At 71.9% G+C, this 13,897-nt stretch carries 10 protein-coding genes; 4 read left to right on the top strand and 6 right to left on the bottom strand.

Annotated elements, in window-relative coordinates:
* Positions 1–72 precede the first annotated feature (72 nt).
* A complete protein-coding gene (locus tag ABZU74_RS28685) occupies positions 73–1,089 on the top strand; it encodes an SMP-30/gluconolactonase/LRE family protein (RefSeq protein ID WP_355430134.1) in 1,017 nt (338 codons plus the stop codon).
* Positions 1,090–1,306: 217 nt separating this feature from the next.
* Here ABZU74_RS28685 and ABZU74_RS28680 read toward each other — a convergent pair whose 3' ends face one another.
* The gene (locus tag ABZU74_RS28680; RefSeq protein ID WP_355430131.1) at positions 1,307–2,575 is read right to left on the bottom strand and encodes an Ig-like domain-containing protein; all 1,269 of its coding nucleotides are present in this window, start codon (positions 2,573–2,575) and stop codon (positions 1,307–1,309) included.
* A 1,123-nt stretch (positions 2,576–3,698) separates the two neighbouring features.
* Between ABZU74_RS28680 and ABZU74_RS28675 the strand changes: the two genes are divergently transcribed.
* Together ABZU74_RS28675 and ABZU74_RS28670 are read left to right on the top strand one after the other, a co-directional pair.
* Positions 3,699–4,682 (top strand): sugar phosphate isomerase/epimerase, encoded by a 984-nt coding sequence (locus ABZU74_RS28675; protein WP_355430128.1) that lies wholly within the window; start codon positions 3,699–3,701, stop codon positions 4,680–4,682.
* Positions 4,683–4,705: 23 nt separating this feature from the next.
* The gene (locus ABZU74_RS28670; protein WP_355430125.1) at positions 4,706–6,805 is read left to right on the top strand and encodes a PQQ-dependent sugar dehydrogenase; all 2,100 of its coding nucleotides are present in this window, start codon (positions 4,706–4,708) and stop codon (positions 6,803–6,805) included.
* Between the two features lie 100 nt (positions 6,806–6,905).
* On the opposite strand, the gene ABZU74_RS28665 is transcribed toward ABZU74_RS28670, so the two are convergent.
* The 4 genes from ABZU74_RS28665 to pdhA form a co-directional block, all read right to left on the bottom strand.
* Complete coding sequence (locus ABZU74_RS28665; RefSeq protein ID WP_355430188.1) at positions 6,906–8,522, bottom strand: right-handed parallel beta-helix repeat-containing protein; 1,617 nt, start codon at positions 8,520–8,522, stop codon at positions 6,906–6,908.
* A gap of 222 nt (positions 8,523–8,744) precedes the next feature.
* Entirely contained in the window at positions 8,745–10,100 is a 1,356-nt protein-coding gene (locus ABZU74_RS28660) for a dihydrolipoamide acetyltransferase family protein (protein ID WP_355430186.1), read from the bottom strand.
* Positions 10,085–11,089 carry an alpha-ketoacid dehydrogenase subunit beta gene (locus tag ABZU74_RS28655; protein WP_355430183.1) on the bottom strand — a complete coding sequence of 335 codons (1,005 nt, stop codon included), beginning with the start codon at positions 11,087–11,089 and terminating at the stop codon, positions 10,085–10,087. The genes ABZU74_RS28660 and ABZU74_RS28655 overlap by 16 nt, the downstream gene beginning before the upstream one ends.
* Positions 11,086–12,285, bottom strand: a complete 1,200-nt coding sequence (gene pdhA, locus ABZU74_RS28650) for a pyruvate dehydrogenase (acetyl-transferring) E1 component subunit alpha (protein WP_355430181.1) — start codon at positions 12,283–12,285, stop codon at positions 11,086–11,088. Before pdhA ends, ABZU74_RS28655 begins: the two co-directional genes overlap by 4 nt.
* A 72-nt stretch (positions 12,286–12,357) precedes the next feature.
* On the opposite strand from pdhA, the gene ABZU74_RS28645 reads away from it, so the two are divergent.
* Positions 12,358–12,864, top strand: a complete 507-nt coding sequence (locus ABZU74_RS28645; RefSeq protein WP_238685747.1) for an Lrp/AsnC family transcriptional regulator — start codon at positions 12,358–12,360, stop codon at positions 12,862–12,864.
* A 10-nt stretch (positions 12,865–12,874) separates the two neighbouring features.
* Here the strand turns inward: ABZU74_RS28645 and ABZU74_RS28640 are convergent, their stop codons facing one another.
* On the bottom strand, positions 12,875–13,846 hold the full coding sequence (locus tag ABZU74_RS28640) for a DNA primase small subunit domain-containing protein (protein ID WP_355430121.1): 972 nt from the start codon (positions 13,844–13,846) through the stop codon (positions 12,875–12,877).
* Between the last annotated feature and the right edge of the window lie 51 nt (positions 13,847–13,897).

Below are 13,897 nucleotides of genomic sequence, written 5' to 3'. Positions count from 1 at the left end.
AGGGGCCGGGGCGGCGCGCCACGCGGGCGCGAAACCCGGGGGCCGGCCGGGACCGGGGTGGAGAATAGGCCGATGCTGATCCCCCGGCCCCGGCCACCCCGGCTGATCCGCCCCGTCCGCGAGCCGGCGACCAGCCCTCCGGCGCTGGCCGGAGCGTGGGCCCCCACCGACCGCCGGCTCGACCAGGCCGAGCTGCTACCCCTCCCCGCCGGCGCCGTCGGCCCCGAGGACGTGCTGGTCGACGACGCTGGGCGGGTGATCAGTGGCGACGAGGACGGTCGGCTCTGGTGGTGGCCGGTGGACGCGCCGGCCGGCACCCCACCCCAACTGCTGGCCGAGACCGGGGGCCGTCCGCTCGGCATCGAGCTGGACCCGTCCGGCGAGGCCCTGGTGGTCTGCGACGCGTACCGCGGGTTGCTGCGGGTCACACCGGACGGCGCGGTACGTGAACTGACCGGAACGGCACCACCGGTGCACCTGGCCAACAACGCGACGGTGGGCCGTGACGGCACCATCTACTTCACCGACAGCTCCGACCGGTTCCCGGTCTCACACTGGAAGCGGGACCTGCTGGAGCATCGCCCCAACGGTCAGGTGCTGGCCCACCACCCGGGCAGCGGCCGCACCGAGGTGGTGACCGACGGGCTGTACTTCCCCAACGGGATCGCACTGACCCCGGACGAGTCCGCGCTGATGCTCGTGGAAACCAGCACGCACCGCCTGCTGCGCGTCGAGCTGAGCGGCGACGTGCAGGTCCTCGCCGACCTGCCCGCGTATCCGGACAACCTCGCCTCGGTGGGCGACGGAACGTACTGGATCGCGCTGCCCAGCCCCCGGGTGCCGATCGCCGAGCGGCTGCTGCCCCACCCCCGGCTGCGCCAGATCGCCGCCCTGCTGCCCGACGCGATGCAGCCGCAGCCACGCCGCTACGGCCTGGTCGCGCTTGTCGACGGCACGGGCGCGGTCCGCCGGACGCTGCACGGTCCGAGCGGGCACTACTCAATGATCACCGGGGTACGCCAGAACGGCGACCAGCTCTGGCTCGGCAGCCTGACCGGGTCGGGGGTGGCCCGCGTACCCCTGGGGTGACGGCCGAAGTCCACCGTCCCGCCGGTGCGATCGCCAGGGCGGCAACCTGTACCGGACGACGACGGACGAGGAGTTTACCTCCGCCGGCCCTCAGCGCTCCACGGCGCCCCTGGCTGCGCCCGCCGACGCCTGTCGCGGCCGCGCCAGCGAGCGTCAGACCGCGACAGGGCCGGTCCGCCGTGGTGGCGGGCCGGCCCTGTGCTGCGGCAAGGGTGTCTCAGCGGCCGCTGACCGACGGCGCCGGGGCGGGCGATCCGCCAGCCACCGCGCCCGGATGCGCCGGGGCGACAGGTGCGGGCTTGAGCCCGGGCGGCACCGGCAGGGCGCTGCCCCGGGCGAACTCGTCCCAGCTCACGTTCCAGGCGGTCCAGCCGTTGCCCGGCTGCAACTCCACCTCGGTGCCCTTGACGGTGACCAGGTCACCAACCTGCGTCACCCCCATCAACCAGTCGGCCGCGGTGGCGGAGACGTTCGCGCAACCGTGCGAGACGTTGGTGTTGCCCTGGTCCCCCTCCGACCAGGGGGCGGAGTGGATGAACTCGCCGCCCCAGGTGTAGCGCTGGGCGTCGTCGACGTCGACCACGTAGCCACCGTTCGGCTCACCCCGGGTGTCGAAGGTGACCCGCTCGTGCTTCTCCATGATCACCATCTTGCCGCTGGAACTCGGCGTGCTCGGCTTCCCCAGACTGACCGGGATCCGGCGGACCTGCTTGCCGTCGCGCAGCACTGTCATCTGCTTGGTGGCGTTGTCGATCTCCAGTGAGACCTGTCGCCCGATCTTGGAGGTCGCGGTCCGCTCGGCATCACCGACCTTGTCCTTTCCGATCGGCAGCCCCTCCAGACCGGCTCGGACGCTGATGGTCGTACCCGGCTTCCAGAAATCGGGCGCCCGGTAATAGACCTGACTTCCATCCTCAAGCCACGACCAGGTGCCCGGCTGCGGTGGATTGGTCTTTACGAACAACCGGCGCTGGACATCCGCTCTGGCCTCTTTTGGAATTCCCGGGTCGAATGCCACCGTTACCGGCATCGCCGTGCCGTACGTCCGATTACCGTTGAAATAGAGGGTGCTGGTGATCTGCGGCTTGGTCGATTTGGCCATCGTCGTGAACGTGGTGGTGCGGGTGGTGGTGGCGCCGGAGTCACCCGTCGCGGTCACCTCGGCCGTGTAGGTCCGACGCGGTTGCAGCGGAGCGCTCGGCACCCAGCCGGAACCGTCCTCGCGCGGCTCGGCGTTAACCTGCTTGCCCTTGTCGTCCGTGAGGCGTACGCCGGTGACCCGCCCGCCCTTGACCACGGTGCCCACCTCGGCGCTGACCGGGACGTCCCGGGCCTTGTCACCCGGTGTCACGGCGAGCTCCGGTGGGGCGGCGTGCTTCTTGGCCGGGCCGGTCGCCGACCCCCGGTCGACGGTGCACGCACCCAGGACGAGTGGTGCGGCTGCGATGGTTACCGCCAACAGCGTCAATCGCCGCCTAGACGTCATGTTTCAGTCCCCCCGTTTTCGACTTCCCTCCGACACATTCTTGCCCGCTTGAGGAGGCCATTCACGGCATTCGGCAATAACCGGCGGTGCATTTACCGGCGCATTTTCCGACAATGTTCCCGTTGGCGGAACAGGGGTTCAACCGACCCGTGTCATGCGGTCTGCTCCGCTTGAGCGACGCGACGTCGACTGTCCGAATGCCCGAGGGTGCCTGCCGGACCTGAGGTGGCCCGAAGGCCGGGCGGGCCCTTGCCGGACCTGAGGTGGCCCGAAGGCCGGGCGGGCCCTTGCCGGACCTGAGGTGGCCCGAAGGCCGGGCGGGCCCTTGCCGGACCTGAGGGCGGGTTCGATGCGGACCTGCCCGCAGGCCGGCCACGCGCCGTTTGTCCGGTTCATGGTCTTGCGGCGGTCAACCCGTTGCGTGATCGACTCGGGTTCAAGGAAGTCGCGGCGTCAGGACGACCGGGATACCGCGACTTCCATGAACCCGAGTGGATCACGCGCCGGACCGGCCCGAGGCAGGGCTGCGGCCAGGGAGCCGGAACCCGGGGTCCGGGAACGGGCCGGGTCCGGGCGGGGCGGGGCGGGACCGAGGACCGGGCTGGGGCCAGGGCAGTACAGCTAGCGCCGGGACTGGGTCCGGGGCGAGGGTCCAGGGCCAGGGCCAGGGCCAGGGCCGGGCCCGAGGGCCAGGGCCGGGCCCGAGGCCGAGGCCGAGGACTGGGCTGGGGCCGGGGCGGGCTGGGCCGCACGGCGCGCGGGTCCACGTCCACGCGCGGTGCGGTGGGCGTGGGAAGTAGAAGGTCACGCCCGGTGGCGCACCTCGTGGGCAGACTTTTGTCAGTTGAAGCGAAACTTCTGCCGAACGCGACGAAGCTTTGCCTTCGTCCGGGGGCAAGGGTAAGGTCTCGATCTAGATAGAGGGTTGCCCATTCGTCGATCAACTTGCCGCCACCTCTGCCGGGTCGCCGCGTTCCGCTCCCGATGGGTCCGGGCCGCACCCGCGCGCCGTCCCTCACCGTCCAGCCGGAGCCCGCCTCCGGCCTGTTCGGCGCGCCCGGCAGACGGCAGTCAGGTCGACCGCCGCCGACGGCGTACCAGCCGTCAGGAAGGGACCACCACCATGGATCAACAACTCAACCGACCGGAGCCGGCACCGGCGTCCGAGCCGGTCAGTCGGCGTGGAGTGCTGCGCGCCGCGACCGTTTCCGCGGCCGCCGTCGGCGCCGCCGGTCTGCTCGCCGGCCCGGCCGTCGCCGCGCCCGCCGCCTCCACCGCGCCCGCCGCCTCCACCGGGCAGGCCGCTGGCCGGCGTCGGGTGCCGGTGGACCGGATCAGCATTCAGCTCTACACGCTGCGCGACCAGCTCGCCGCCGACCTGCCCGGCACCCTGGACGCGCTGCGCCGGATCGGCTACCGGCGGGTGGAGCACGCCGGTTTCGTCGGGCGCACCGCCGCACAGTTCCGGGCCGCGCTCGACGAGGCCGGGCTGCGGTCCACCTCCGGTCACGTCGGCATCCCGCAGCCGTTCGACGCGGCCACCTGGGAGCAGGCTCTCGCCGACGCCAACGTGGTGGGCTGCAAGAAGATCGTCCACCCGTACTTCGGTCGGGACTCGAGCGGTCAGCCGATCCGGGACCCCGCCGTCTACCGGGCCCTGGCCCGGGACCTGAACCGCGCCGGTCGGCTCGCCGAACGCGCGGGGTTGGACTTCGGCTACCACAACCACCAGCTCGAGTTCGTGCCGCTGACCGGCGGCTCGACCGGGTTCGACATCCTCAGTTCGCAGACCGATCCCCGGCTGGTCCACTTCGAGCTCGATCTCTACTGGACCTGGCGGGGTGCCCACGACCCGGTTGACGTGATCCGGGCCAACCGCGGCCGGATCCGCCAGGTGCACGTCAAGGACCTCGACGTCGAGGGTGGCTTCGCCGACCTCGGCGACGGCGTCATCGATTTCGGTCGCATCTTCGCCCACGAGCGGGAGGCCGGCATCGAGGAGTACATCGTGGAGCGTGACGACGCGGGCACCCCGCCGCGCTCCCCCGCCGACGCCCTGGACACCGCTCGCGTCGGCTTCGACTATCTCGCTTCACTTCGGTACTGAAACCACCCCGGGGGACTCACCTGATGAAAAGGACCGCATTCGCGTCCGCCCTGCTGCTGGTGACGGCCGGTCTGGCCGTACCACCGTCGGCAGCGGCCGCAGCGCCGGCCGCGCCGCCGGACAGCAGCTTCCAGAAAGTGACACTGAACGACTTCCCGGGCGAGCCGATGAGCCTCGCCGTCCTGCCCGACCTGCGGGTGCTGCACACCTCCCGCACCGGTGAGGTCCGCATCCACGACCCGCGCACCGGGTTGAACACCATCGCCGCCGACATCCCGGTGTACGAGCACGACGAGGAGGGGTTGCAGGGCGTCGCCATCGACCCGAACTTCGCCCAGAACAAGTGGGTGTACCTCTACTACTCGCCGCCGATGGACACCCCGGTGGACGACCCGGCGACCCCCGGCGTCAACGAGGGGGACGCGCCGGAGACCGGCACCGCGGCGGACTGGCAGCGGTTCAAGGGCGCGCTGCGGCTGTCCCGGTTCAAGCTGGACGGGACGAAGCTGAACCTCGCCAGCGAGCAGCAGATCATCGACGTGCCGACCGATCGGGGCATCTGCTGTCACGTCGGCGGCCAGATCGACTTCGACAGCAAGGGCAACCTGTACCTGTCGACCGGTGACGACACCAACCCGTTCGCCTCCGACGGTTACGTCCCGATCGACGAGCGGGCCGACCGCAACCCGGCGTACGACGCCCAGCGCACCGCGGCCAACACCAACGACCTGCGCGGCAAGCTGCTGCGGATCAAGGTGAAGGCCGGTGGTGGTTACACGGTGCCGGCCGGCAACCTGTTCAAGCCGGGCACGGCGCAGACCCGTCCGGAGATCTACGCGATGGGGCTGCGTAACGCGTTCCGGTTCGCCGTCGACAGGCGTACCGACAACGTGTACGTCGGCGACTACTCGCCGGACGCCTCCAACCCGAACCCGGAGCGCGGCCCGGCCGGTCACGGCCGGTGGATGCTCGTCGACAAGCCGGCGAACTACGGCTGGCCGTACTGCGTGACGCCGACGATCGCCTACCGCGACTACGACTTCGCCACCGGCGAGTCCGGCGCCAAGTTCAACTGCAAGCGCCCGGTCAACGACTCACCGCACAACACCGGCAAGCGCGTGCTGCCGCCGGTCGAGCAGCCGGAGGTCTGGTACGCAGCCGCCGCCTCGGCCGAGTTCCCGCAGTTGGGCACCGGCGGCATCGCTCCGATGGGCGGCCCGGCCTACGAGTACGACGGGACCAGCACGTCGCGTACCCGCTGGCCGGCGTACTACGACGGGGTGCCGCTGTTCTACGAGTGGACCCGTGACTACATCAAGGAGTTCCGCCTCGACGAGGATGGCGACGTCGACGACATCCGCCCGGTGGCGCCGTCGCTGGTGGTGGACAACCCGATGGACATGGAGTTCGGCCCGGACGGCGCGCTCTACGTCCTGGAGTACGGCGACGGTTACTTCGCCGAGAACCCGGACGCCCAGCTGTCCCGGATCGACTTCGTCCGGGGCAACCGGACGCCGATCCCGAAGATCAGCGGCACGCCGACCGTCGGGCAGGCCCCGCTGACCGTGTCTTTCTCCAGCGCCGGCACGACCGACCCGGACGGTGACAAGCTGAGCTACGCGTGGGACTTCAACGCGGACGGTTCGGTGGACAGCACCAACCCGAACGCGACCTGGACGTTCCCGGAGAACGGCTCGTACACGCCGACGCTGAGGGTGACCGACCGCACCGGACGCTCCGCCTCGGCAACCCTGCCGCTGGTGGTCGGGCCGACCGCGCCGGTCGTCGAGTTCGTCACCCCGGAGGCCGGGCAGCCGTTCCAGTTCGGGCAGACGGTGGCGTACGAGGTGAAGGTCACCGACGACCTGCCGGTGGACTGCTCGCGGGTGAAGGTCACCTACGTGCTCGGGCATGATGAGCACGGGCACCCGCTCTCCACCTCGACGGGTTGCTCCGGGACGATCCCCACCTTCGTGGACGGCGGGCACAGCGGTGCGGACAACCTGACTGCGGTGTTCGTCGCGGAGTACACCGACGCGCCGACCGACCCGGGCGTACCCCCGCAGTCCGCCTCGGCGACGGTGGTGCTGGACCCGACCCCGGTGGCGGGCCTGGCTGGCTGACCAGTTCCACTGTGACAGCGGCGGCGGCCGGAGCATTCCGGCCGCCGTCGCAGGTCGTTCAGCGCCCCCCGGTCTTGCCGGGACTACCGATGGTGGCCGGTCAGCTCCAGTCGCTGTCGACGTGGTTGTCGCGCCAGCGTCCGCCGACCGGCGGGGTGTCCAGCCGCATCCCGTCCTCGGCGTTGCCGGCCAGGTCGTTGTCCTCGACCCGGCAGTCCACGCAGCTGCCCCGCTCGGTGATCCACAGCCCGTGCGTCTGGGTCGGGTTGTCGTGGTTGTCCCAGATCCGGTTGCCGCGGATGGTGGCCGAGTCGAACGGCGCGTTGATGGTGATGCCGGCCCGCCGCCCGGGGGCGGGGTCCAGTTCGTACGCGCAGCCCGGCGGCGGCACGTCCCCGCTCCACGCGCTGAACGCGTCCGGACGGACCGGAGCCAGGGTGAGTTCGTCGCCGCTGTTGGCGGCCACAGTGGCCACGGACCGGCCGACCCGCAGGATCTTGCCCCGGTGCCCGTCGTGCGGCCAGTCGGCGGTCCGGTCCACCAGGCTCCGTTCGCTGTAGCGGACTGCCTCGCCCTTACCGCCGGCGGCTCGGGCGTACTGCCGCCCGTTGTTGCGGACCCGGTTGTTGAGCAGCACGGCGTCGGTCATCTGGTGGTCGATGCGGACGGCGTCCAGCCCGTTGCCCCAGAACTCGTTGCTCTCGATCACCACGTCCCGGACCGGGCCCTGGTACCCGCGCCGGAGGTCGCGCGCGTGGTAGCCGTGCTGGCCGTTTCCGCTGATCCGGTTGCCCCGGACGGTATACGGGCCGGGGCTGTTGCCGATGCTGACCCCGTCCCGCAGGTTGCCGTCGATGACGCAGTCGGTGAGGAGTCCACCCCGCCCGGCCACTGTCGAGGTGCCCTGCGACGACACGTCGAAGCCGGCCTCCAGGTTGCCGGTCATCGTGCAGGCGGACACGATCAGCCCGTCCGTGCCCCAGTCGGAGATGCCGAAGCGGTTGCCCTGGCTGTGGCAGCCGATGATGCGGTAGCCGCGGGGCGGCTCCCAGTAGTCCTTCTGCAACTCCAGGAAGATCCCGTTGGTGCCGTTGGCCAGGGCGGTGCAGTTGGCGATGGTCAGCCGCTCCACCGGTCCCCACCCGCCGACGCCGATACCGATGCCGGCGCCGCCCATCTGCTCGCCGTTGTCCAACCGGCCGCAGCCGACCACGACGACGCCGTCGATCAGGGAGTCCTGGAGGAAGTCGCAGCCCAGCCCGCTGGCCGCGGTGTGGTGGATGTAGAGGTTACGGAACACGCCCCGCACCATGTACTGCAGGCCGAGGCCCTTGGCCAGGTAGTTGTACTCGGCCATCGCCACTCCCGAGCCGTCGATCTGGAAGTCGGCGAACGTGCAGTCGGCGATGTGCCGGTCCCGGCCGGCGCCGTGCTGGAGCGTCGTCCAGAACGCCAACGGGGTCGGGTCGGCCCGGTTGCCCTCGTTGCTCAACATGAACCGGGTCGCCGCCGGGCCGGCTCCGATCAGCGACACACCGCTGCGCCACACCGTGCCGGCGTCCCGGATCGAGTAGATGCCCGGCGGGCAGTAGATCACCCGGGCCCTCCCGTCCGAGGCGTACCCGGCGCCGAGGCGGTCCACCAGGGCGGCCAGCGCCGGCTGGTCGTTGGTCGCGCCGTCGCCGGTCAGCCCGTACTCCAGTGCGTCGCAGTACATTGGCGCGCCGGCCGCGGCGGGCCGATGTACCCGGACCGAGTTCAGTAGCAGCTCGTTCGCCACGGCCACAGGTCGGCTCCCTTCGACGCGTTCGGTGCGTTCCGGCGGGGCCGACTTCCCGGTGGAGCTGCCGGGAAACCCCGGCCCGATGACACCGCCGGGAAACCCCGGGCGTGCGCCGGCCCCGGCGCCGCACGGGCGCCGGGGCCGAGGGGGTACGCGTCAGACGGCGGCGATGAGCAGCGCCGGGCGCTCCACGCAGTCGGCGACGTGCCGCAGGAAGCCACCGGCCACCCCGCCGTCGCAGACCCGGTGGTCGAAGGTGAGGCTGAGCTGGGTCACCTTGCGGACGGCGAGTTGCCCGTCGACCACCCACGGCTTGTCCACGATCCGCCCCACCCCGAGCAGGGCGGCCTCGGGGTGGTTGATGATCGGCGTGGAGCCGTCGACGCCGAACACCCCGTAGTTGTTGAGCGTGAAGGTGCCGCCGGTCAGCCGGGCCGGGGGCAGGCTGCCGGCCCGTGCGGCGGCGGTGGTCGCCGCCAGTTCGGCGGCCAGTTCGGCGGTGGTGAGCCGCTGGGCGTCGCGCAGCACCGGCACCAGCAGACCCCGGTCGGTCTGCGCGGCGATGCCGAGGTGCACCCCCGCGGACTGGACGATGCGCTGCGCCTCGGTGTCGACCCGGGCGTTGAGCTGCGGGAACCGGCGCAGCCCGCTGAGGCAGATCCGGGCCAGCAGGGCCAGGATGCTCACCGGCGCGTCGGGGGTCGCCGCGTTGATAGCGGCGCGGGTCTCCAGCAGCCCGGTGGCGTCCACGTCGACCCAGATGGTCACCTCTGGGATCTCCCGCCGGCTGCGGGAGAGCTTGTCGGCGATCACCTTGCGGACGCCGGTGAGCGGGACGATGACGTCGCCGTCCCCGACCAGGGCCGACCCGACCTGCGGGTCCGGCACGGCGGCGAGCCGGGCGACGGGAGCGGTCAGCGCAGCCTGCACGTCGGCGCGGCGGATCACTCCCCCGGGTCCGGTGCCCCGCACCGTGTCGAGGTCGACGCCGTGCTCACGGGCCAGCCGACGCACGATCGGCGAGATGACCAGGGCGGCGGACGACCGGGTCGGGTCGCCGGACGCGGCGGGCGTGGCACCGGCAGACGGGCCGGTGTCGGCCGGTTCGGGGGCCACCGCCAGGCGGGGTCGACGCCGACGGCGGGTCACGCTGCCGTGGCCGGTGCCGTACCCGATCAGCACGTTGCCGGAGCCGGCCCGCTCCTCCTCGCGGTAGGTGGCGTGCCCGGTCGGTTCGTCGCCCCCGTCCAGCGGGGCGATGGTGATCAACGGCTGGCCGACCGGGCGTACCTCACCGACCGCGCCGTGCAGGGTGACCACCCGGCCGGCGTACGGGCAGGGCACGTCGACGACGGCCTTGGCGGTCTCCACCTCGACCACGCTCTGGTCGACGGTGACCACGTCACCGACGGCGACCCGCCACTCGACGATCTCGGCCTCGCTCAGCCCTTCGCCCAGGTCGGGCAGGAGGAAGACCTGCGTCCGTTCGACGATCGTCATGCCGCCGCCCAACGCGCGTCCGGCTGGTCGTCCCACTGCAGGCGGGCCACCGCGTCGAGCACCCGGTCCACGCCGGGCAGGTGGGTGTGCTCCAGCATCGGCGCCGGGTACGGGATGTCCAGCCCGGCGACCCGCAGCACCGGGGCGTGCAGCGCGTGGAAGCAGCGCTCCTGCACCCGGGCGGCGATCTCCGCGCCGACGCCCGCGAAGCCGGGCGCCTCCTGGATCACCACGCACCGACCGGTACGCCGGACCGAGGCGGTGATGGTGGCGTCGTCGAACGGCACGATCGTGCGCACGTCGACGACCTCCAGGTCCCACCCCTCCTCCCGGGCGGCCTCGGCGGCCTCCAGCGCGACCGGCACCGCCGGCCCGTACGCCACCAGGGTGGCGTCGCGCCCGGGCCGGCGCACGACGGCCCGGCCGAACGGCTCGGTGCGAGCCGGGAGAGACGCCTCGTCGCTGGCGAAGTAGAGCTTCTTGGGTTCCATGAAGACCACCGGGTCGGGGTCCTCGATCGCCTCGCGCAGCAGCGAGTACGCGTCGTCGACGGTCGCCGGGGTGACCACCTTCAGCCCGGGGGTGTGCGCGTAGTACGCCTCGGACGAGTCGCAGTGGTGCTCGACCCCGCCGATGCCGCCGGCGTACGGGACGCGGATGACGATCGGCACGCTCAGCGCGCCCCGGGTGCGGTTGCGCAGCTTCGCGACGTGCGAGGCGATCTGCTCGAACGCCGGGTACGCGAACGCGTCGAACTGCATCTCGACCACCGGGCGCAGCCCGGACATGGCCAGGCCGACGGCGAAGCCGACGATGCCGGCCTCGGCGAGCGGGGTGTCGAAGCAGCGCTTGTCGCCGAAGCGGGCCTGCAGGCCGTCGGTGATCCGGAAGACACCGCCGAGCGCGCCGACGTCCTCACCGAAGACGACGACCCGGTCGTCGGCGGCGAGCGCGTCGGCGAGCGCCGTGTTGAGCGCCTTCGCCATGGTGGTGGCCATCAGGCGTCACCCTCCTCGGTGTGGGCGGCGGCCAGCTCGGCGCGAACCTGCTCACGCTGCTCGATCAGCTGCGGGGTCGGCTCGGCGTAGACGTGGTCGAAGAGGCTCAGCGGGTCGACGGTGGGCTGCTCGTTCATCCGGGTCCGGAGGTCCGCGGCGTACGCCTCGGCCTGCTCGGCGATCTCGGCGACCGCCGCGTCGTCGAGCACACCGCGGGCCCGTAGGTAGGTCTCCAGCCGGGCGACCGGGTCCCGGTCCCGCCAAGCGTCGACCTCGGCGCCGTCGCGGTAGCGGGTGGCGTCGTCGGCGTTGGTGTGCGGTTCCATCCGGTAGGTGTGCGCCTCGACCAGGAACGGCCCCTTGCCGGCCCGGGCGTGGGCGACCGCGCGGGTGAGCACGGCGAGCACCGCGACCGGGTCGTTCCCGTCGACCTGCTCGCTGGGTACGCCGTAGCCGACGCCCTTGTAGGCCAGCGACGGCGCGGCGGTCTGCCGCGACAGCGGGACGCTGATCGCGTACCTGTTGTTCTGCACGAAGTAGACCACCGGCGCCTTGAACACGGCGGCGAAGTTGATCCCCTCGTGGAAGTCGCCCTCGCTTGTGGCACCGTCGCCGATGAAGGCCAGCGCGACCGTGTCGCGACCCTGGTACGCCTCACCGTGCGCCAGCCCGGCGGCGTGCACGCACTGGGTGGCCAGTGGGGTGCACTGCGGTGCGGTGTGCACCTCGGTCGGGTCGTAGCCGCAGTGCCAGTCGCCGCGCAGCAGGGTGAGCACCTCGACCGGGTCGATGCCCCGGGCAACCAGCGCCATCGACTCGCGGTACGTGGGGAAGACCCAGTCGGTGTCGCGGACGGCGAGCACCGCGCCGACCTGGCAGGCCTCCTGGCCTCGCGAGGACGGGTAGACGGCGAGCCGGCCCTGCTTGGTCAGAGCGGTCGCCTGGGTGTCGAAGCGGCGGCCGCGCACCATCCGGCGGTACAGCTCGCGCAGCACCTCGACGGGCGGCTCCGGATAGTCGGTGCGGGCCGGCAGCGGCGTGCCGTTCTCGGCGAGCAGGCGAACCGGCTCGGCGTCGGGCAGCAAGGAGCGCGCCGGGTCGGGCGGGGTGACCGTCCGACGGGTGCGCGGGGATGCCCTGCGGACCGCCTGGGGAGTGGTCGTCACGGCGGAACCTCCTGGGACGTGTGGTGAGCCTATGCTTCCGCTTGTGGATGATTGACTCAAGATCGACACGGAAGGCGGGACGGTTGGCATGCGGAGGGCCCATCAGTGAGCCAGGAGACCGCCGACGAAGCGAGCCGGGGCGCGGGATCGGGACGATCGGCCCGAGCCCTTGACGAGGTGGACCGGCGGATCCTCGACGAGCTGGTCCGCGACGGTCGGACCTCGGTGCGCACCCTCGCCGAACGGATCCACATCTCCCGCACCAACGCGTACGCGCGGGTGGAGCGGTTGCTGCGCGACGGGGTGATCACCGGGTTCCGCGCCCAGGTGGCGCCCGAGGCAGCCGGGCTGGGCACCTCGGCGTACATCGCCCTGACCATCGAGCAGAACACCTGGCGGGAGGTGTCGGCCGAGCTGGCCCGGGTGCGCTACATCGAGCACGCGGCGTTGCTCGGCGGTGACCACGACGTGCTCGCGTTGGTGCGCGCGCCGGACAACGCCGCGCTGCGCGACGTGGTGTTGGGCCGGGTGCAGAGCATTCCCGGGGTGCTGTCCACCCGCACGTGGCTGGTCTTCGAGGAGTTCGACGGGGCCGGCAGCCCCTGGGCGTGACCGGCTCGGCTCAGCGCTCCGGCGGGGCTTCCAACCCGTCGCGGTCCGCCAGTTCCAGCAGCGGTTCCAGCGAATGCCGGTCACCGTCCAGGCCGGCGTGCGGGTCGCCGCGCTCGGCGAACCGGGCCGGCATGCTGCGCACGTCGAAGTCCTCAGGTCGGGCCTGGTCCAGCTCCGACCAGTCCAACGGCGCGGAGACCAACGCGGCCGGCGTGGGCCGGATCGAGTACGCCGACGTCACCGTGTGGTCCCTGGCCATCTGGTTGTAGTCGACGAAGACCGGCCGGTCCCGTTGCTCACGCCACCAGGTGGTGGTGACCAGGTCCGGCAACCGGCGCTGCATCTCCCGACCCAGCGCGAGCACCGCCCGACGGCAGTCACCGAAGCTCCACCGCGGCTCGATCGACAGGTAGACGTGCAGGCCCCGACCGCCGGTGGTCTTCGGGTAGCCGGTCATGCCCAGCTCGGCGAGGAACGCCCGCACCTCGTGCGCCACCGGCACCACCTGCTCGAAGCCGACGCCGGGCATCGGGTCCAGGTCGATGCGCAGCTGGTCGGGGCGTTCCACGTCGGCGGCGGTGACCGGCCACGGGTGAAACCGCAGGGTGCCCAGGTTGGCGGCCCAGATGACCACGGCCAACTCGCTCGGCGCGACCTCGTCGGCGGTACGGCCACTGGGGAAGGTGATGTGCGCGGTCCGCACCCACTCGGGCGCGCCCGCCGGCAGCCGCTTCTGGTAGAACGCGTCGCCCCGGTTGGTCTGCCGGGTGGCGATCGTCGCGCCCTCGAAGACACCGCGGGGCCAGCGTTCCAGCATGGTCGGCCGATCCCGCAACGCCCGCAGGATGCCGTCACCCACCGCCAGGAAGTAGCGGACCACGTCCAGCTTGGTCAGCCCCCGCTCCGGGAAGTAGGGCTTGTCGGGGCTGGAGACGCGGACCAGCCGCTCCCCCACCTTGATCTCCTCCGCCGCCGTCGCCATCTGCCGAGGGTACGACGCGCAGGCACGGCGTACGACCATCGAACGGACACC

The sequence above is a fragment of the Micromonospora sp. NPDC005171 genome (genome assembly GCF_040608575.1).
Lineage (GTDB): Bacteria > Actinomycetota > Actinomycetes > Mycobacteriales > Micromonosporaceae > Micromonospora.
The sequence above is the reverse complement of the archived record's forward strand: the minus strand, read 5'-3'. Positions and strand labels throughout refer to the sequence as shown.